Genomic DNA, 18,094 nt, shown 5'->3' with positions numbered 1-18,094 from the left:
TAATAATGCGCATGACAGAATTGAAAGAAAGAAGGCAGCGAACGATCGCGGACCTGATCCGCTCCCAGGCGCTCGCCAGTCAGGAGGAGCTCGCGGAGAGACTCGGATCGATGGGATATGCGGTGACCCAGGCAACGATCTCGCGCGACCTCGAGCAGCTTGGCGCGGTGAAAGTGCGGCGTGACGGACAGCTTGGTTATGCGCTGCCAGAGCAAGTGCGCGAGGCCCCTTCCCCGCGATTGGCAGCGATACTGAGCGATTGGGTGCGGTCGGTCGAACCGGCGGCTAACCTCGTCGTGCTCAAGACCCCGCCAGGGTCAGCGCACCTCGTCGGTGTGGCCTTGGATCAATCGGAATTGCCGGAAATCGTCGGAACGATCTGCGGCGATGACACCATCTTCGTTGCTACGCGATCGGATGCGGATGCGGATGCGGTTGCGGCGAGGTTTCAGTCGGCGATTGGTTAGAAGTGGCGAAGCGCTCCCCACTGATCGGGCGCTAGCATCCACCACAACGATGCTCACCGCTCGTACCAGACCAGCAGTCTGCCGCCCTCGGAAAGATGTTCCCGGGCAATTATGTTTCCGCGCCTCTCCACGCTGCTGAGAAATGCCTCCTCGCAATAATCGAGGAAGATATCTTCGCGTTGTGAGAGCAAGATCTGGACCATTGGATCGGATTTTGATGGGAACTCGATCACACCAGTGGGGGCCAGCGACATGATCCAGTCCACCGCCATATCAAGTGGAACGTTCCGCCCAATAGCGATGTGATGGATGAAGGCGAGTGCAACTAAGGCATCTGCGGACGACCGTTCTGAGAAACCCTTTCGCTCGGCCTGGGCCCAGCCTTGAGACGGGCTTGGGTTTGCCGCGTCGAGCCACAATGGCAGGAAGGAATTGGAGCCGGCAAATCGCTGGTAAGCGTGTTCCAGTGCGCCGGGATCAAAATCGAAGCCGACTACTCGTCGAGCACCCGCTTCGAGTGCGGTGCGCGAATAGTCGCCGGAATTGCACCCGAGGTCGAACATTACGCCAGGCTTCGTAGCTTCGACCATTGCTCGAACAAATTGATGCTTAGCCGCCTGCTCGGCGTTCGCGTAGCTCGTGTTCTCAGCGTAATTGCCCCACACGGTCGACTTGGTCGGAAGCCTTAGTTTGTCGATGTAGTTGCGCAGGCCCTGGAGCATCCCAACGAGCGCTGTTTTCGAGAGCTTACGTTCGCTCGGCTTGCCGGCGGTAGTGCCCCTGCGGAGCGCGCGAGTTTGCAGCGCGGCATGGCTCGTGACGTGCGTCAGGATCGTCCAGGACAGGTTATCCCGCCAAGACAGCAGTGGCGACAGGTCCTCCGGCGCAATCCCTTCCAAGCTGCCACGGAACCAATGGTTCGGCTGAACGCCAAGGACCGCCCAGAATATGAGCGGGTTCAGGAATTGCATGCAGAATTGACGATGCCCGAGCCAGATATCCCCGTCGCGATATGGGATCAGGGAAAGATGATCGATGAAGATCGGCCGAGTGCCTTCAAACTGTATGTTATAGGCAGTCGCGTCCGAGAGCGTGAAGCCCTCCTCGAGAACTTCCAGATGAAGATCGAGATGATGAAGGGCCGCCTGCCGATGCAGTGAGAAGCCCCACTCGTACGGGTGGCTGATGAAGGCTAGGCGAGGATGCTCAAGCACATAAGCTGGCTTAGGCGATATAGCTGGCAGCGAGGCCGGTTCTACTTCCTCAGACGATAGCAGCAATCCACGCTCCGCCAGCCGCGAATACAAGCCGGCATCGCGTGCAGCCTTGTAGCCGGCTTCGCTCGAAGGCATCACAGCCCTCAAAATTCTACCGTCAAAAGAGTAGATGCGACCACCCGGGTCGCGAAACGAGCCGCCGTCGGCGACCGCGTCATTCATCCGCGAAGCGAAGCTATTTCGGTTTGTGGTGGAACAGCTGCTTGACCTTGGCAATGTAGTTGCGGCCAACCACCATCACCGTGGCAGTCCCGCCTATGAGCGCTTGCAAGATCATGCTGCCGGTCGCGCCGTCAAGATACGCGAAGGCCGGACTGCTCAAGGACATATAGACAGCGCCAAGAGCAACATAAGGTGCAACTGCGTGCTTCATGTGTCACCCCACCGACTCTGGAATGCAACAATTTCGTCACATACATGGTTAACCGGTTGTATAGCAATGCCTTACGCCGCACTGTCGATGCCACTGGCCGCAGAAGCAGTTAGATGGCAGGCTGAAGCACTAGTCCAACTCTAGTTTTCGCACGGCGCAGATGAGCGGGGGGTAATCGCAAAACATTTGGTGTGTTGGCGTTGCAAAGTCTGAGCCGTTCGTGCGAGTCGATCGGAGGAGTAGTGGCTGCATCGATTGATGAAGAAGGTCGCGGTATTCCCGTCGGTGCTGCTGCGGCATTAGCCTCCTTCTGCGTATATGTGGCGCTTCTAAATAACCTGCTTCGATTTCAGCAGTATCCGATCCTTCGTCCAGAGGTTCTCTACGCTGCTCTTGCCGGGATTGTCGTCGCCGCGCTTTTCGGTGGAATTTTCCAGCTCGCGTCAGGTTTGCCGAACTGGCCGCGCCGATTGCTGCAAGCGGTCATGATTGCCGCTCTGATTGCTTATGCTGTCGGGCTAATCAGCAAATTCAGCTACGCGATGGCATTGGCTGCTGGTGGGGCACCCTTGTTCCTAGTCTTCGACGCACAGATCCTACTACCCATAGCACTGATGGCATTGCTGACCCTGCTGACGGCCAGTTTCGGCGTGGGGCAGGAAACCGAAGCGCAATTCGTGCGGCACGGTGCAGAGCGTCCCAGCCGCATCGTCAGACCGCCTATCCTGCATATCATTTTGGACGAGCATATCGGCGTGGAAGGTATGCCGGAAACGGACGCAATCAATCGACACACCGGACAAGAACTTGCGGCTTTCTACCTTAAGCGACACTTCAAAGTGTTCGGCGGAGCGTACAGCCGAGATTTCAAAACAGTCCGCTCAATTCCTTACATTCTGAACCTCGGTACTACGACATTATCGAGCACCAACGACGCCAAGCAAAACGCTTACTTCAAGCTCCTGAACAAGACTGGGTATCGGGTCAACGTGATCGAGTCGGAATACATCGACTACTGCTCCGACCTCGTGGCGCGATGCACGATCTATCATTCACAGAACCTCGCGCCGATCGCCGATTCAGCATTATCCGCCTCCGACAAGACCAGATTGATCCTGCGAAAGATGGTGCCGAGCAAGGCACTCGATGCCCTCCTACAAGTGTTCCTTCGGTTGGACGGTCTAGGGATCCCAGTGCCGGTGCCGAGCATGCTGATGGATCTCAATCCCACTCCCCTGAACGGCCTCGCTGCACTCCGAATGCTTCGCAGGGATCTCGATCACATGCAGCCGGGCCAGGTATATTTCGCACACATCTTGCTGCCGCATAATCCGTACGTCCTTCGCCCCGATTGTTCCGTTTCAAAAGTCTCGGAGTGGCGGCAAGGAGGCCCTGGGCAGCCCCTGGTTGAGCGGCAGGACGCTTACGCGCGCCAAGTTTCCTGCACCATGGTCGCCGTCGGGCAGGTTCTGGATACCGTCGATCGCTCGCAAGCGGGTCGTGACGCGATCATCATTGTCCACGGAGACCATGGGTCTCGGATTTCCGATGTTGAGCCGTCGGCCAAAACCATGGGCAAGTTCGGCGACGACACGCTCGTTGCCGGGTTCTCAACATTGTTTGCTGCTCGATCCCCGGGCAGTCACGGGAGCTACGATTCACGTCATTTCGCCGCTTCGGATCTGCTGCGCGAACTGGCGATGAGCGACTTCCGTCAGACGGGATCCAATCCGGAGCCTAGTCCTGAAGTGATCTTGCTCGACGATAAGAACGTGCCGAGGCGTCTCGTGCATATGCCGAAAAAGTGGTGATGCGGAGCCGCTGCTTAACGGCTCACTTGCCTCCGTCGCGTCGGCTCTGCCGGCTTCACGGCCGAAGAAGCCTCGGCGAGGTAACCCAGGCGAGAGTGATCGGCGGCCGTCCCTACCAGCTCTTGCACGATATAAAGTGGGCGGTGCTTAACCTCGTTGTAGAGGCGGCCGATATATTCGCCCATCAGCGCGAGCACGAACATCTGCACAGCGCCTAGAACCACCACGACCAGCATCAAGGAGGTCCAACCGGCGACGTTGCGGCCCGCGAGCCAGGCGTAGGCGATATAGAGGATCAAGAGCAGCGAGCCGATCGAGAGTGCGAGGCCGGCAAGGCTCGCCAGCTTAAGCGGCGCCGACGAAAAACCAGTCAGTGCGTCCAGGGCGAAGCGTACCATCTTCTTCAGCGGATATTTGGTTTCGCCGGCGAAGCGCTCGTCCCGGTCGTAAGCGAAAGGCACCTGCTTGAACCCGATCCAAGCGACCATTCCACGGATGAATCGAGACTGCTCGGGCATGGCTAGCAAAGCATCGAGCGCCCTCCGGCTCATCAACCGGAAGTCGCCTGCGTCGAGCGGGATATCGACGTCGGTGGCGCGCGAAAGCAGTCGGTAAAAGCCGTGCGCCGTTGCACGCTTGAATGCCGTTTCCCCGCTCCTGCTCTTGCGAACGCCGTAAACCACGTCGGCCTCTTCCGAACGCATTAGGTTCACCATATCCGCGAGAAGCTCGGGCGGATCCTGAAGGTCGGCGTCGATGATCAGAATCTTATCGCCGCGGCAGAGATCGAGGCCGGCGGTCAGCGCAAGTTGGTGGCCATGGTTGCGAGAGAGGTTGACCGCAACGACGTGCGGATCCTCCGCTGCCAGTTCGCGCATCATCGGCCAACTGCGGTCACGCGAACCGTCGTTGACCAGCACGATCTCATAATCGGAGCCTACGGCCTTTCGCGCAGCACCGATCAGTCGCTCGTATAGAGCGCGCAGGCATGCTTCCTCATTGAAGCAGGGGACAACAATTGAAAGCGCGGGCATCTCGCAGTTCGATATAGTCCTTACTGGTCATTTGCCAGTGGACGAACGTCACCTTCTCCCTTTGCGCTGCCCGAGAGCGGCCGCGTTAATAACCATCCACATTGACGAGCGAAAACGTCCCAATTCGATACGGAAATTAACGATTTTGCTTCAGAATCAGTGCCATTCCTGTTAACAGCATTTTAACGCCGGCGACTCGCGGCCGGCGGGTGGGGCGACAGATCCACGGCTAGGGGCCGCGCCTGTGCGCCGCGAAAGGAGGCACTATGCGCAAGCTAGGATTGCTCGCGGCCAGTGTGTTCGCCGCTACTGCATTCACCGGAATTGCTAACGCACAGCCGATCTACCTCGATTGTGGTGGGAATCCCTGCGGGTTCTCGGGGCTGACGGATAACGTGATCATCGAGAGCGGCGGCAGCCAAGGACACATGAACAATGATCATTCCATCCTCGTCCTCTTCTCGAGCACGACGGACGACCTTGACTCACAGGGCGTTGGCCAAGCTTACTTGGTATCCCCTGGCGCCGACAATGATGTGCTGATCAACAACTTCACATTCACCATGGCGCCTGGTTATGCCTTCGATCTGGCCGATCTTAACCTGAATGATCCAGACGACAATGGTGCCCACCCGGCCGCGTCTATTTCAAACCTCATCATCACAACGGTGGGCGGAAGCAGCATTTCATTTCCCATCGACAACCTCAATGGGGTGAACAGGTTCGGAATCGACTCCAGGCTATACGGCCCGTTGGTTTCCGCCTCATTCGATTCGGACAATGGCTTCGAAGTCATGCGCCAGCTTCGACTCAGGATTACGGATGCAAACGGTAATCCTGTTCCGGAGCCGGGGACGTGGGCGATGATGTTGTTCGGCTTTAGCGCGGCAGGCATCGCAATGCGGCGCTCGCGGCGAAAAGTTCTTACGCAGCTCGCCTGATCAATTCTCAGGAGACAAGGCAGGAAATGCCGTCGCTCACGCGGCGGCATTTTCTTTTTGGCTGGCTCCAATCGCCCCTAAAATCGTGCCAAACTGGGACATTAACGAAATTAGGCACTTTTCAGAACAAACGCCGCAGGTTAACGAACATTTAATGCCAGCGAATCGGTTTCGTGGGCATCAGGGGCGACAAGGAAACGGCTTCGTACGAAGCCCGGGGGATCCGCCGCGAATTTGAGGAGGTACTTATGCGTAAGTTAGCTTTGCTCGCGGCAGCTGCATCCGCCGCACTTTCGACGGCCGCATTCGCGGCGAAACCGCCGCCACCGCCGCCCACGCCGACGCTGCATGGTTTCTGCGCCATCGGGGATATGTGCGTCGACAATGGGACGAACACGCCTACCGACGTGAATCCCCCGGTTTTCAGCTTCGCGACCAGCGGGCAGAGCGCAACCGGCAACTTGGTCATCGACATTCTTGTTCCGAACAACGTTTCGTTGCCGGCGAACTACACGATCTCCGGCGCTCTGTTGGGGGCCAACACCTTCACGGCTAATCTGTTTAGCCCGACGGCGTGGACTTCTGGCCAGCTGGATGCCTACCTCGGCATCTCTGCCAGCCCGACTAACCCGATCGGTGCATTCTTACCGGGCGCGCAGACCTACCAGCCGTCTGCTACCGGCTTCTACGTCTTCCAGGCCAACCTAGGGACTCAGACCTTGCTCGGCACGAGCGGGGTCGGCGGTGCCACGAACGATGACTTCCTGATGCAACTCGGAGAGGCCGTAGCTCAGGGAACTTATATCGTTGGCTTCTTCAATACGGCAGGCGCGACCGCCAACAGCGGCGCCATTTTGGTGACCGACCCCCCGCCTCCCGCCCTTCCTGAGCCAGGCACCTGGGCGATGATGCTGGCGGGCTTCGGCGCCACCGGCTTTGCGATCCGCCGTGCACGCCGCAAGAACGTCGTGCTCGCGCAGCTCGCCTAAGACATTACTTCTTCAAGACAGGGAAATGCCGTCGCTTATCAGCGGCGGCATTTTTCTTTTAGGCAATCACTCTTGCAAGGATGCGAGGCGAGCTAGCTCGCTCGGCCGTATTCGTCGTCCAAGCGGACGATATCGTCTTCGCCTAGATACGGCCCGCACTGCACTTCGATCAGGTGCAATGGCACCTTCCCTGGATTGGCCAACCGGTGGGCCGTCCCGGCCGGGATATAGAGCGACTCATTCTCCTGAAGCAGCTTGACCTCTTCGCCCACGGTGACCTCGGCGGTGCCATTCACCACGATCCAATGCTCGGAACGATGGTGGTGCTTCTGCAGCGATAGCTTGGCGCCGGGCTTCACGATGATCCGCTTCGTCTGAAAGCGCTCGCCGCGATCCATGGTCTGATACGTACCCCAGGGCCGATGGACCTGCGCCGGCTCGTCGGCACGCGGATGATGGCGCGCGCGCAGCTCCTCGACGACCTTTTTGACCTCTTCGGCACGATCGACTGGAGCGATGAAAGCCGCGTCCTGCGTGACGATGCACAGAATGCCGTCCAGCCCGATCGCGGCCACGGTGACATCGGCGTCGCTGCGGATCAACGAGTTGCTGACATCCAGAGCAAGGACGTCGCCTTTCAGGACATTCCCCTGTTCGTCTGGTTGAAGGAGCTCGAGAACGGCGTCCCAGCTTCCAACATCGGACCAGCCGAAATTGACCGGAACCACAAGTACATCGCTGGAATGCTCCATCACGGCATAGTCGATTGAGATGTTGTCGGCGCCTGCGAAGGCATCCGCATCGGGTCGCACGAACTGCCGGTCATTGGTCGAGTCGGCCATCGCTTTCTCGACTTCGGACGCGATCTGCGGCGCATAACGCTCAAGCTCACGAACGAATGCGCTCGGCCTGAACAGGAAAATGCCGCTGTTCCAAAAGTAAGTTCCGTCGGCAACAAACTCGGCCGCACGCTCAGCATTAGGTTTCTCGACGAAGCGCTCGACCTTGCGGACGACGTCGGCAGACGCGGCGGCCTGAATATAGCCGTAGCCAGTGTGAGCTCGCGTCGGTTGGATCCCGAAGGTCAGCAACTTCCCGTCGAGCGCCGAAGGAAGCGCAGCCTCAATAACCGCGGCGAACCCTAGCTTGTCCTCGATCAGATGATCTGAAGGCATAACCAGCAATGGATCGTCCTCGCCACGCGCAAGTGACCAGTAGGCAGCAGCGGCTATCGCGGGCGCGGTGTTGCGGGGCAGCGGCTCAAGCAGCACTGCCGCCGGTTCGACGCCTGCACTCTCAAGCTGGTCGATTACGAAGAAGCGCTGCTCCTCACCCGTGGAAATCAGCGGCGGAAGGAATTGCGCTCCCTGACATCGCTGAGCGGTTGCCTGCAGAAGCGACTGGTCGCCAACCAGCTTGTGGAACTGCTTCGGATTACCGCTTCGCGATAGCGGCCACAGACGTGTGCCGCCGCCGCCTGAGAGGATTACCGGCCGGATCATTTCAACGCGGACCGTACAGCCGAATCATGCTCCGGCTCCAGCCTTCAAGCAGCCTTCATGTTCCGGAAGTAGTCGACAGTTTTGCTGAGGCCCTCGTCCAGCAGGATTTTAGGCTCCCAGTTGAGCTTCTGCTTGGCCCGCGTGATGTCGGGCTGGCGCTGCTTTGGATCATCCGTGGGCAACGGGTGCTGGACCAACTCGGACTTGGAGCCGGTCAGTGTGATCACCTTCTCCGCAAGTTCTCGGATCGTGAATTCGTTGGGGTTGCCGATGTTGATGGGTCCCGTAACGTCCGGCCCCGACTCCATCAGCGCGATCATGCCGGCGATCAGATCGTCGACGTAGCAGAATGAACGGGTCTGAGTGCCATCGCCGTAGATGCTGATCGGTTCACCTTTGAGCGCCTGAACGATGAAGTTGGAGACGACGCGCCCGTCGGCCGGATGCATGCGCGGTCCATAGGTGTTGAAGATGCGCATGACCTTGATCGGCAGCTTGTGCTGACGGTGATAGTCAAAGAACAGGGTTTCTGCGCACCGCTTGCCCTCGTCGTAGCAGGATCGCGGACCGATCGGGTTCACGTGGCCCCAATAGTCTTCCGTCTGGGGATGGACGGATGGATCGCCGTAAACCTCGCTGGTAGAGGCCTGGAGGATCTTTACGCCGAGCCGCTTGGCGAGCCCAAGCATGTTGATAGCGCCATGGACCGAGGTCTTCGTCGTCTGCACGGGATCGTGCTGGTAGTGGATCGGCGACGCCGGACAGGCGAGATTGTAGATCTCGTCCACTTCCAGGAAGAGCGGAAACGTGACGTCGTGCCGAATAAATTCAAAGCGCGGATGATCACGCAGATGCGCGATGTTATCCTTGCTGCCGGTGAAGAGGTTGTCGACGCAAATGACCTCGCAACCCTTCTCGAGAAGGCGGTCGATTAGGTGCGACCCAAGGAAGCCGGCGCCGCCGGTGACCATCACGCGTTTGCGGGCATTATAAGTACGAGCCAAGTCGAGGCTTCCTTTTTACTCGATATCAGCACGTTGAAGTGGCGGAATTCTGTCCGGAAATCCAGCTAAGCGTTGTCTGTGCATGATTTTGACACATGCTCCACCCTCTCGAGGTCGTACGGATTGCTGCCGACTTCGCCTCACTTTAGACTTCAAAGCATGGGTCGTTTTATAAGATGGGCTTTAAGGGCCGTTCCGGCTCCTGTGCGGTCCAACGTACTGCAAGAGTCGAGCGCTTTGGTCGATGAGGATACGAAGTTCCGGGTAGGACAGCCGACGATGTTTGGCAGCCTCCGCAACCTCGCCCGTATCGGTTTCAGACCGGGGGGCATTGTCGACATTGGCGCAAATATCGGGGATTGGGCACGGGAGGCTACGAGCATTTTCCCCGGATGTCCGATCCACATGATCGAAGGGCAGGCCTCGCTAGAACCACAGCTAAGTGCCACGGGGTTTCCATATACCTTGACGTTGGTGGGGCCTGAGAATGTCGATGCTGCTCCCTTCTATTTAGCAGGAACAGGATCGTCTTTACTCGAGGAGGTAACGACATTCGAGAAGGAGCGGGTTGAGCTTCCAGTTCGAAGGCTTGATGACTTAGAGCCTATTCGCGCGCTCCCCTCCCCACTGCTCCTGAAGCTCGATGTTCAAGGCTACGAACTGCAGGTACTTGCCGGCGCATCAGAGACTCTCCGTCGAACTGAAGTACTGCTCGCTGAGGTCTCATTGCTCGAGTACAACAAGGGCTCGCCGCTCATGCATGAGGTCATCGGATGGCTCGCGGAGCGCGACTTCCTGCCCTACGATATTTGCGGTGGCCTCCGGCGCAGTTCTGACAAGGCCCTATTTCAAACCGACATGATCTTCGTGAGGCGCGACAGCGAACTGAGAGCCAAGCGCAAGTTTTGGGAACATGAATCGGACTAAAGTCGCCTCCCCGCCACTGGTAAGCATTTGCTAACCATAGCGGACCTATTTTTGCCTATGCTCGAGAAACTCGCGATCGCTGGTACGGTCGGCGCTGGCCTCGCGATTGGGCTGCTCTGGCCAACTTCACATAAACCGCTGAACGCCGCGTCCGGCGGCGCGGACGTCGCGATCGCCCGTAGTTCAGACAGTCATTATTATGCCGACGCGAAGGTGAATGGCCGACCGGTCCGATTCATGATCGACACCGGTGCGAGTGAGACTGCGCTCACCGTTGAGGATGCCCAGCAGATCGGGCTCACCGTAGATCCCGCGAAGTATGAAGTCTTGGGAGATGGCGCGTCGGGAATAGTTCGCGGGCAGCACGTTTCGCTCGACAGCATCCAGGTCAGCGGCATCCGTCAGCAGAACGCGAAAGCTGTAGTTGTCCAGGGCGCGAGTGTGTCGCTCCTCGGCCAGCCATTCCTTGAGAAGGTCGACGAGATCGTCATCCGGAATGGCGAGATGCACCTCAGGACAGACGCCAAGCTGCAAAGCTGAGGCTGTGTCCTCTCAGGACACGGGCATTTCCTGCGTTGACAGTCAGATGCGCGATTTTAACTTCGCGCAACGTCTGACTGCAGGTACGTCTGAGCCGGCAGATCGAAGCGCGTCGAGCGAGTACCGGGGGGCATAGTGCTATTTAACTCGCTCGAATTTCTCGTCTTTCTTGCGATTGTTTACGCGCTCTACCGGGTGCTGCCCTTCCGCAAGCAGAACTACATGCTGCTTGGCGCAAGCTATATTTTCTACGGCTGGTGGGATTGGCGCTTTCTCTTCCTCACCGCGTTTTCGACCACGATCGACTACTGGGTCGGCCTTACGATGCAGAACCGCCTCGGCAGGCGGGAGAAGATCGTGCCTGCGATCTTCATCGTGTGCTCCGCGATCCTCTTCCTCGGCATGCATCCTGGCGCAATCGCCCGAGCAGCCGTGGGCGATCCAACGCACGCGGCGATCATCAAGCCTATTCTACCCTGGGTGGTGCTGGGCATTCTGGCGGTGCTCGCCATGGCGGCCGGCTGGTATCATGTGGTAACGCGTCTCTCGGAGCATGGGCGGCGGAAGGCAGCTCTGCTCACCAGTGTCGTCTGTCAGCTTACGCTTCTCGGCGTCTTCAAATATTTCAACTTCTTCGCCGAAAGCGTGGTCTCAGGTCTAGATGAGTTCGGCATCCATGCCGATCCCGTTTTGATTAACGTCATCCTGCCAGTCGGCATTTCTTTCTACACATTCCAGTCGCTTAGTTACGCCATCGATATCTATCGCGGGCAGTTCGAGCCGACCGATCGGTTCTTCGATTTTGCGCTGTTCGTAGCCTATTTCCCGCAAATGGTGGCCGGGCCGATCGAGCGCGCTCGTCACCTGCTTCCCGAATTCCAGAAGCCGCGTGTCCTGACGCTCGAGCAGAGTGCCCGCGGTGTCTATTTGATCATGCTTGGCATGTTCAAAAAGGTCGCGATTGCAGACGGCGTCGCACCCTCGGTGAACCAGGTATTCGGTAGCTCCGGCGTGGTTACGTCGACCGATGTGATCGTCGGAACGCTGCTTTTCGCGGTTCAGATCTATTGCGACTTTTCCGGCTACACCGACATCGCGCGGGGTGTTTCGAAGCTCTTCGGCATAGACCTGATGCTGAACTTCAACCTGCCTTACTTCGCCAAGAGTCCGCGCGAGTTCTGGCGGCGATGGCATATCAGCCTATCCACCTGGCTCAGCGACTATTTGTACAAGACGCTGGGTGGCAACCGGGGGACTCTGGCATTCGTCTGCCGGAACCTGATGATCACAATGTTGCTGGGAGGCCTGTGGCACGGTGCTGCGTGGAACTACGTGCTCTGGGGCTTCTATCACGGGACTTTACTGTCTGTGCATCGGGTGTGGACGAGCCTTCGCGGCGAAGCCGTGCAGGGCCGCAACATTCTGATCGGGGCGGCGAAGATCGGCTTTTTCTTCCTGTTCACGCTCTATGGCTGGCTCTTGTTCAGGGCCAATTCGCTCGAGCAGGTCGTCGACTTCACCCGCCTGATCTTCAGCGGGACGGGCGGCCTCGACTTTGGCGCCTCCCTCCCCCGCCTTTCGGCCCTCGCAGGCATCCCGGTTCTGATCGTCATGGAATTCATCGAATATAACCGGGACGACCGCTTCTGGTACCGCAAGGTCCGCTTGCCGCTATTCGGCCTGCTCTGCGCAATCCTTCTGTTCCTCACCCTTATGGGGACGAGCAATGAACCAGCTCAGTTCATCTACTTCCAATTCTGAGGCCCCGCTCACGTGGCGCCGCGCAGGGCTGGTCGTCCTATGGACGCTGGTCGGCCTCGCGCTGATTGACGTTGGAGTAAACTATGCCTTCGCTTATCCCACGGATCCCAAGGTGACGAGCGTCGGACAACTCCCCGCTTATTTCGAATATGGTCGCTCGATCGAAGGCAAGCTCGACCGCATTGTCCGGCCCGATCCGAACCAGACCGCTCCGATCACTCTTGCCGGATGGTATCAGCCGTTGAAGGCCGAAACGATCGGAGGCGTGGCGGGCGGTCCGCTCGTCAGCTTCTATGGCATGTCGCATTCGGTCCGCATGGCCCAAGCGCTTGCGCGCACGACGCACGTCTATGAAAGCCGCAGCGTTGGCGCCCCAGGAGCCACCGCCAACTGGGCATTCGGTGCCTTTCTGAGGGACGGAGATCGGAAGCGAAGCAAAGTCGCAGTCCTTTCCGTAATGTCTTTGAATACGCCGATGGTCACGACAATGACCGCCATGACATGGAACTCGGCCTTTCCAATGCCCTACACCGCCGATCGATTTGAACTCGCGGCGAGCGGCTTGAAGACCGTCCCGCTGCCTTACGAATCCTTCAGCGGATTTACGCGAGCATTCTACGATCCGCGTGCCTGGGCTCAGACGCGAGCACAATTTGCGCGCCATGATGATTACTACAATAGCTTCCTGTTCCGCCGCTCAGTCTTAGACAATTCCGCGAGCGTACGGCTTGTAAGACGCGCATACGGCTTGCACTTAGAGCGGGCAGCTCGGGCGCGAGTAATGGACGATCACGGCTTCCATGCTGGAACGGAAGAAATCAGAATCCTGAACGGGATTGTTCGCGCCTTCGCCCAGCAAGCGCGCAAAGATGGAATTGTGCCCGTGATCTTCGTCATCAACAACTATGGCTACGGGACCAACCTATACGATGCATTGAAGGATACTCTTGTCGCGTGCGACATTCCCTATCTAAGCTCGCACACGATCGTTTCTCCGCGAGATCCGCGAGGTTATTTGCCCGACAGCCATTTTACGGACGCAAACGATAATCGGCTGTCGATCGCGTTAGAGGGCGTGATCAGTGCTCAACTGAGTGGCGGGGCTGACCACGAACTTCCTGCTCGTTGTCCACCTAGCGCAGTCAGCTCAGTTCACGGCTGAGAATCGACGTCGACGGCTCTTGCTCGAGGATGCTAGTGCCGGTCGTCGAATACGCCTGCGAAAAGCGGCGCGATCTTCTGAGATCCGCGAATCGAAAGGTGGTTGTGATCGAAGAACAGCGGCCGACCTTCATCGACTATCGGACATTTGTCTGCCTGACAAAGGGCGTCCGCGGGCCATATGAATGTGACCTTTTCGTTCCGTCCAAAGCTGCTGAAGAAGTCGAGAATGGCCTCGTGACGATGGAGGTAGTCGTCATCTTTGGAGAGCGCAGTCGCGGGCTCGGAGAGGCCGAATCGTTGGACAAACAAGCGATGAGGAACGTTGAATGACGGTTCCGGGACGGGACCAACGATTACAACCTGTTTCCCGGCGCTCGCAATACGATCGATCAGCGCCGTGAAACTCAGCTCCCAAAGTGGTTTGTTCTCTGCCACGGACAGAGCTTGCCCGATGCCATAACGCAGTAACGGCGGCTTGAATGGGAAATCGGCCGGATTGGCCGGCTCGCCCATGTTCCACTTCGTCCAACGAGACGAGAGAACTACCGTTCGAATATTCGGAGACGTAAGCGCGAGTTGAAGCATCTCGCGGTTATATTGCTCACAGTAGGCATAGTCGGCAGCCGCTATCTCCAAATTAAGCCCTATGGGGCAGTCGGCATCAGCCGCAAACAGGAATGATCGGCCTTTCCCTTTGGCCACGAGTTCCATGGACGTAGCAGTCACCATCGCGTGAGAGTCACCCCAGAGTAGCACGGTGGGCTCCGCGTCGGCTCCGAGACGGCATGCCTTAGCTGGAGGGACAACGCGCTCGCCCATCGTCATGCAGTTTGAGTGATGGCGCTTCTCGTCGTCAGCCACCGCCACTATCCTGGCGGCCTCCGGACTGAGACGCGCGGGGACTCCTTGTGACGCAATGATCGCCAACGACGCTGCGGCAATCACCACCATGCCCGCCGCAGCGATCAGTGCATTCCGGTTGCGGTCCGGCCCTTTGGCACGGAACGGACGTTCGATTAAGTACAGGCTGACAAAGCCGAGAGCTACCGAGGCGATGCAGAGAGACAGTGCGGCAGGTGTGTCGAGATTACCTGCGACGAGATAGGTACCGAATGCCAGAAGCGGCAGATGCCAAAGATAGATTGAATAGGATGCTTGCCCAACAGCAACCAGAGGCGCCGCAGATAGCCAGCGTCCAGCCAGAGCATCGCGGCCCGCCCAGATGACCAGCGAAGTCCCTGCTACCGGCGGGACCGCCGCCAAGCCTGGAAACGGTGTCACCTCGGTGTAGGTGAACATCGGAACCGCGATTAAGAGCAGACCAACAATGGAAAGCGGCGTCGCAAGGCGTTGAGGTTTGGGAAAGACGCCTACTGCGAGCAAGCCGCCGATCATCAGTTCCCATGCGCGGGAAGGCAATAAGTAGAACGCCGCGTTCGGTTTCCAACTGACCAACAAAACTGACACGGCCAGAGAAAGGGCCGCGATGGTCCAGAGCGCAGGCGAAAAGCTCTTTCGATATCTATGCAGCATCCAGAGCAATGGCGGGAACAAGACATAATATTGTTCCTCCACGGCAAGCGACCATGTGTGCAACAACGGTCGGATTTCGGCGGTGGTCTGGAAGTAAGAAACGGAACGCCAGAAGTAAAAGTTAGAGCCGAACACAGACATGTAAGCCGAACTCTCGGCCACGCCGGTCAATTCTCGAGGCGATAGGAATAGAAGCCCCGCAGCTAGCGTGGCTAATGTCACGATGGTGAGAGCCGGGAAGATCCTGAGTGCGCGACGGCGATAGAATTCGAGAATGGAAAAACGGCTACTCTCAATTTCGCGGGCGATGATCCCCGTAATCAGAAATCCGGAGATAACAAAGAAGACGTCGACGCCAACATAGCCGCCTGAAACGCCTGAAAATCCAGCATGGAAGAGGACTACTGGGATGACTGCGATCGCTCGCAGGCCGTCAACGTCCCCGCGATAGTGCGCGTCGGCGCGGCGCTCAACTACCCGCTCTTGAAACACGCAGCAGTGTATCTTTCCTCAGAACGAAAAGTAAACGAGAAAGCCCCCCTGGAAAACGAGGTGGAGGGCCATGTTTCGTCTCAGGACGACGCATCCTCAGCCGTTGACAGCCAGTTGGACCGTCCTAACAACGGCGAACGTTCGGAGGCGCATTTGGCTGGAATTCCAAAAGGTAAGAGCTGGCTGGATGCCATGCAGGGCTACGACGATGCTCTGAGATCCATCGTTGCGCGCTATCCTGACGCCGATATCCTCGAGCTTGGAGGAGGCCGCCGCCCTTCATTCCAGCTCTCGGACATGCCGGACAATCTGAAGAGCTATACGGTCAACGATATCAGCGAGGATGAGCTTGCGCTCGTGCCTGAGGGCTACAAGACCGCTTGCTTCGACGTCTCCGGCGACGCTTCAGGCTTCGAGGGCCGATACGATGTCGTCTTCTCGCGGTTCCTGGCGGAGCACGTGAAAGACGGGGCCGCGATGCACCGGAATATCCACAAGGTGCTGAAGCCGGGCGGGGTGGCGTTTCACCTAATTCCGACGATGTACGCCCTGCCGTTCGTGATCAATCGCATCTTGCCGGAGCGCCTCGCCGAGCAAGTGCTTCTCCTAAACCGGCGTCGCGAGATTTCGCCGAAGTTCCCGGCTTTCTATTCATGGTGTCGAGGCGATACGCCCGCTATGCGCGCGCTCTTCGATAAGATCGGATATGAGAAGGTGGATATCCGGAACTTCTTCGGTCACTTTTATTATGAATCGATCCCAATCTTGCGGAACATCGAAGCGCGCTTTGCGGAGCTCGCGTGCCGCAACGACTGGTCGTACTGTAGCTCGTACGCTTACGTGACCGCCTACAAGTAGGGGTAGGCTGCTGGTGACAGCATGCCCGGCCGCATGGGTGACGGAGCAGTCTTCTTTGCGGGCATCTTCGTGCGAGCCACGATGCCGACCAGCATCCCGGCGCAGGTCGCGAAGAGGTAGTGGAGGACTGCGTCGAAAAAGGCGAACTCATACGAGATATGAATCGCCACGATAATGACGGCTGCCAAAAGGCCGGGGATGAGCTCACCTGCTTCGTCTTGAGTAGGAAGCTTCAAATTCTTGAAGCCGAGCACGATCACTGAGCCAAAGAGTGAAAACAGGCCGATCAACCCCAAGAAGCCGAACTCGGCGGTGACCAGGTAGTAAGTGTCGTGAACAGGCGCCCGACGAGTTGTTCCGCTCCATCCCACGCCTGCCCTTCCCATGTAACCACCGACATTAGCGACCACTACATACTGGTTGGCACCGACGCCCAGCGGATGGTCGGCTATCATCATCCTAGCGGCATCTTTCATGGCGGCGCGCTGGAAATCGCTCGACGCAATGTCTTCATCTGACCTCTGCCCGGCTGCCCAAATCCCGACCGGTACCGCAACCGTGCACAAGAGCGCGATTGCTCCTGCAAACGCAAACTTGCGAGACGTTCTCCTGCGCATAAGGGAAAGGATCAACGTCAAGGCTATTCCGACCCCGAACAGTCCCATGGAAGCCCGAGATCCGCCCAAAACGACGCAGACACCACCGGCAGCAATCGCAAGCGCGAGCCACATTCTGCGGGAACTCCCCAGCATCAGCGACATGGCGGGCAGAACGATGAAATCGAGAGCAATGCCCAGGATGTTCGCGTAACCGAGCGATCCTCCCGGTCTGTCGGAGCCCTGAAGCGGGACCCAGATCGCTTCGCCGATTACTGCTGCCGCAAGCCCCGAGACGATCGCGATCGGAGCACGCGGCTCAGCGGCTGAAACTCGGGCGATCGCTAGGAAAAGGAGCGTGGTTCGCAGGAACTCCCATACGTAGAATATCGCCGCGATCGTATTGATTGCCACGATGGTCGACACGACCAGCGCAGCCCAGATGATCGCATAGCTTAGCTTTATGGAAGCCGGTACTCGTACTCCTGGCGATGCCATAAAAAGGGCGATTGAGAAGGCATCGACGAACGAAACCTCCATACCCCGGACGGGCGACGGCCAGAGCGGCCAGCCATAAGGCGCAGCCCACATCGTCGGCGCTAGGAGCAACATCGTAACTCCGAGCCAAAAGCAGACGGGGATGATGTACTTACGATTAGATCGCAGCAGCCCGATGAGGGTGGGCGTGAGAATCGCGATGCCGAGGAGATAAATCCACTTCAACTACGTTCATCCTGACTTCTAGCTCTAACGCCTGCTATCCGTTCTACGTGCCGAAACGATATTCTCACTTGATCTGTGCTACTTCGCCTCCCCATGCTGGGT

At 58.1% G+C, this 18,094-nt stretch carries 16 protein-coding genes; 9 read left to right on the top strand and 7 right to left on the bottom strand.

What is annotated here, in order from left to right:
* Window positions 1–11 precede the first annotated feature (11 nt).
* Window positions 12–467 (top strand): arginine repressor, encoded by a 456-nt coding sequence (gene argR, locus AC4GYV_RS02170; protein WP_491099026.1) that lies wholly within the window; start codon window positions 12–14, stop codon window positions 465–467.
* 53 nt (window positions 468–520) lie between these two features.
* Here the strand turns inward: argR and AC4GYV_RS02165 are convergent, their stop codons facing one another.
* Complete coding sequence (locus tag AC4GYV_RS02165; RefSeq protein WP_491099025.1) at window positions 521–1,819, bottom strand: class I SAM-dependent methyltransferase; 1,299 nt, start codon at window positions 1,817–1,819, stop codon at window positions 521–523.
* A gap of 100 nt (window positions 1,820–1,919) precedes the next feature.
* The gene (locus AC4GYV_RS02160; RefSeq protein ID WP_491099024.1) at window positions 1,920–2,117 is read right to left on the bottom strand and encodes a hypothetical protein; all 198 of its coding nucleotides are present in this window, start codon (window positions 2,115–2,117) and stop codon (window positions 1,920–1,922) included.
* Between the two features lie 191 nt (window positions 2,118–2,308).
* On the opposite strand from AC4GYV_RS02160, the gene AC4GYV_RS02155 reads away from it, so the two are divergent.
* Window positions 2,309–3,928 carry a hypothetical protein gene (locus tag AC4GYV_RS02155; RefSeq protein ID WP_491099023.1) on the top strand — a complete coding sequence of 540 codons (1,620 nt, stop codon included), beginning with the start codon at window positions 2,309–2,311 and terminating at the stop codon, window positions 3,926–3,928.
* 14 nt (window positions 3,929–3,942) lie between these two features.
* Here AC4GYV_RS02155 and AC4GYV_RS02150 read toward each other — a convergent pair whose 3' ends face one another.
* Window positions 3,943–4,962 (bottom strand): glycosyltransferase family 2 protein, encoded by a 1,020-nt coding sequence (locus AC4GYV_RS02150; protein WP_491099022.1) that lies wholly within the window; start codon window positions 4,960–4,962, stop codon window positions 3,943–3,945.
* 281 nt (window positions 4,963–5,243) lie between these two features.
* On the opposite strand from AC4GYV_RS02150, the gene AC4GYV_RS02145 reads away from it, so the two are divergent.
* Together AC4GYV_RS02145 and AC4GYV_RS02140 are read left to right on the top strand one after the other, a co-directional pair.
* On the top strand, window positions 5,244–5,903 hold the full coding sequence (locus AC4GYV_RS02145; protein ID WP_491099021.1) for a PEPxxWA-CTERM sorting domain-containing protein: 660 nt from the start codon (window positions 5,244–5,246) through the stop codon (window positions 5,901–5,903).
* A 248-nt stretch (window positions 5,904–6,151) separates the two neighbouring features.
* The gene (locus AC4GYV_RS02140; protein WP_491099020.1) at window positions 6,152–6,892 is read left to right on the top strand and encodes a PEPxxWA-CTERM sorting domain-containing protein; all 741 of its coding nucleotides are present in this window, start codon (window positions 6,152–6,154) and stop codon (window positions 6,890–6,892) included.
* Window positions 6,893–6,984: 92 nt separating this feature from the next.
* On the opposite strand, the gene AC4GYV_RS02135 is transcribed toward AC4GYV_RS02140, so the two are convergent.
* Window positions 6,985–8,394 (bottom strand): mannose-1-phosphate guanylyltransferase/mannose-6-phosphate isomerase, encoded by a 1,410-nt coding sequence (locus tag AC4GYV_RS02135; protein WP_491099019.1) that lies wholly within the window; start codon window positions 8,392–8,394, stop codon window positions 6,985–6,987.
* Window positions 8,395–8,438: 44 nt separating this feature from the next.
* Entirely contained in the window at window positions 8,439–9,365 is a 927-nt protein-coding gene (locus tag AC4GYV_RS02130) for a UDP-glucuronic acid decarboxylase family protein (RefSeq protein WP_491100364.1), read from the bottom strand.
* Between the two features lie 192 nt (window positions 9,366–9,557).
* Between AC4GYV_RS02130 and AC4GYV_RS02125 the strand changes: the two genes are divergently transcribed.
* The 4 genes from AC4GYV_RS02125 to AC4GYV_RS02110 all read left to right on the top strand — a co-directional run bounded on the left by AC4GYV_RS02125 (window position 9,558) and on the right by AC4GYV_RS02110 (window position 13,788).
* A complete protein-coding gene (locus tag AC4GYV_RS02125; RefSeq protein ID WP_491100363.1) occupies window positions 9,558–10,325 on the top strand; it encodes an FkbM family methyltransferase in 768 nt (255 codons plus the stop codon).
* 57 nt (window positions 10,326–10,382) lie between these two features.
* Entirely contained in the window at window positions 10,383–10,865 is a 483-nt protein-coding gene (locus AC4GYV_RS02120; protein WP_491099018.1) for a retropepsin-like aspartic protease family protein, read from the top strand.
* Between the two features lie 135 nt (window positions 10,866–11,000).
* Window positions 11,001–12,626: an MBOAT family O-acyltransferase gene (locus AC4GYV_RS02115; protein ID WP_491099017.1), complete on the top strand. Its 1,626-nt coding sequence runs from the start codon at window positions 11,001–11,003 to the stop codon at window positions 12,624–12,626.
* Window positions 12,592–13,788: a hypothetical protein gene (locus AC4GYV_RS02110; RefSeq protein WP_491099016.1), complete on the top strand. Its 1,197-nt coding sequence runs from the start codon at window positions 12,592–12,594 to the stop codon at window positions 13,786–13,788. The genes AC4GYV_RS02115 and AC4GYV_RS02110 overlap by 35 nt, the downstream gene beginning before the upstream one ends.
* 32 nt (window positions 13,789–13,820) lie before the next feature.
* Here the strand turns inward: AC4GYV_RS02110 and AC4GYV_RS02105 are convergent, their stop codons facing one another.
* Window positions 13,821–15,815, bottom strand: coding sequence for an acyltransferase family protein (locus tag AC4GYV_RS02105; RefSeq protein ID WP_491099015.1), 1,995 nt, complete (start codon window positions 15,813–15,815; stop codon window positions 13,821–13,823).
* A gap of 153 nt (window positions 15,816–15,968) precedes the next feature.
* Between AC4GYV_RS02105 and AC4GYV_RS02100 the strand changes: the two genes are divergently transcribed.
* Window positions 15,969–16,673 carry a class I SAM-dependent methyltransferase gene (locus tag AC4GYV_RS02100; protein WP_491099014.1) on the top strand — a complete coding sequence of 235 codons (705 nt, stop codon included), beginning with the start codon at window positions 15,969–15,971 and terminating at the stop codon, window positions 16,671–16,673.
* Here AC4GYV_RS02100 and AC4GYV_RS02095 read toward each other — a convergent pair.
* Window positions 16,664–17,992, bottom strand: coding sequence for an O-antigen ligase family protein (locus tag AC4GYV_RS02095; RefSeq protein WP_491099013.1), 1,329 nt, complete (start codon window positions 17,990–17,992; stop codon window positions 16,664–16,666). The two genes, AC4GYV_RS02100 and AC4GYV_RS02095, sit on opposite strands and share 10 nt — an antisense overlap.
* Window positions 17,993–18,094 lie beyond the last annotated feature (102 nt).

It is taken from the genome of Sphingomonas sp. SP4 (genome assembly GCF_058313375.1).
The sequence above is the reverse complement of the archived record's forward strand: the minus strand, read 5'-3'. Positions and strand labels throughout refer to the sequence as shown.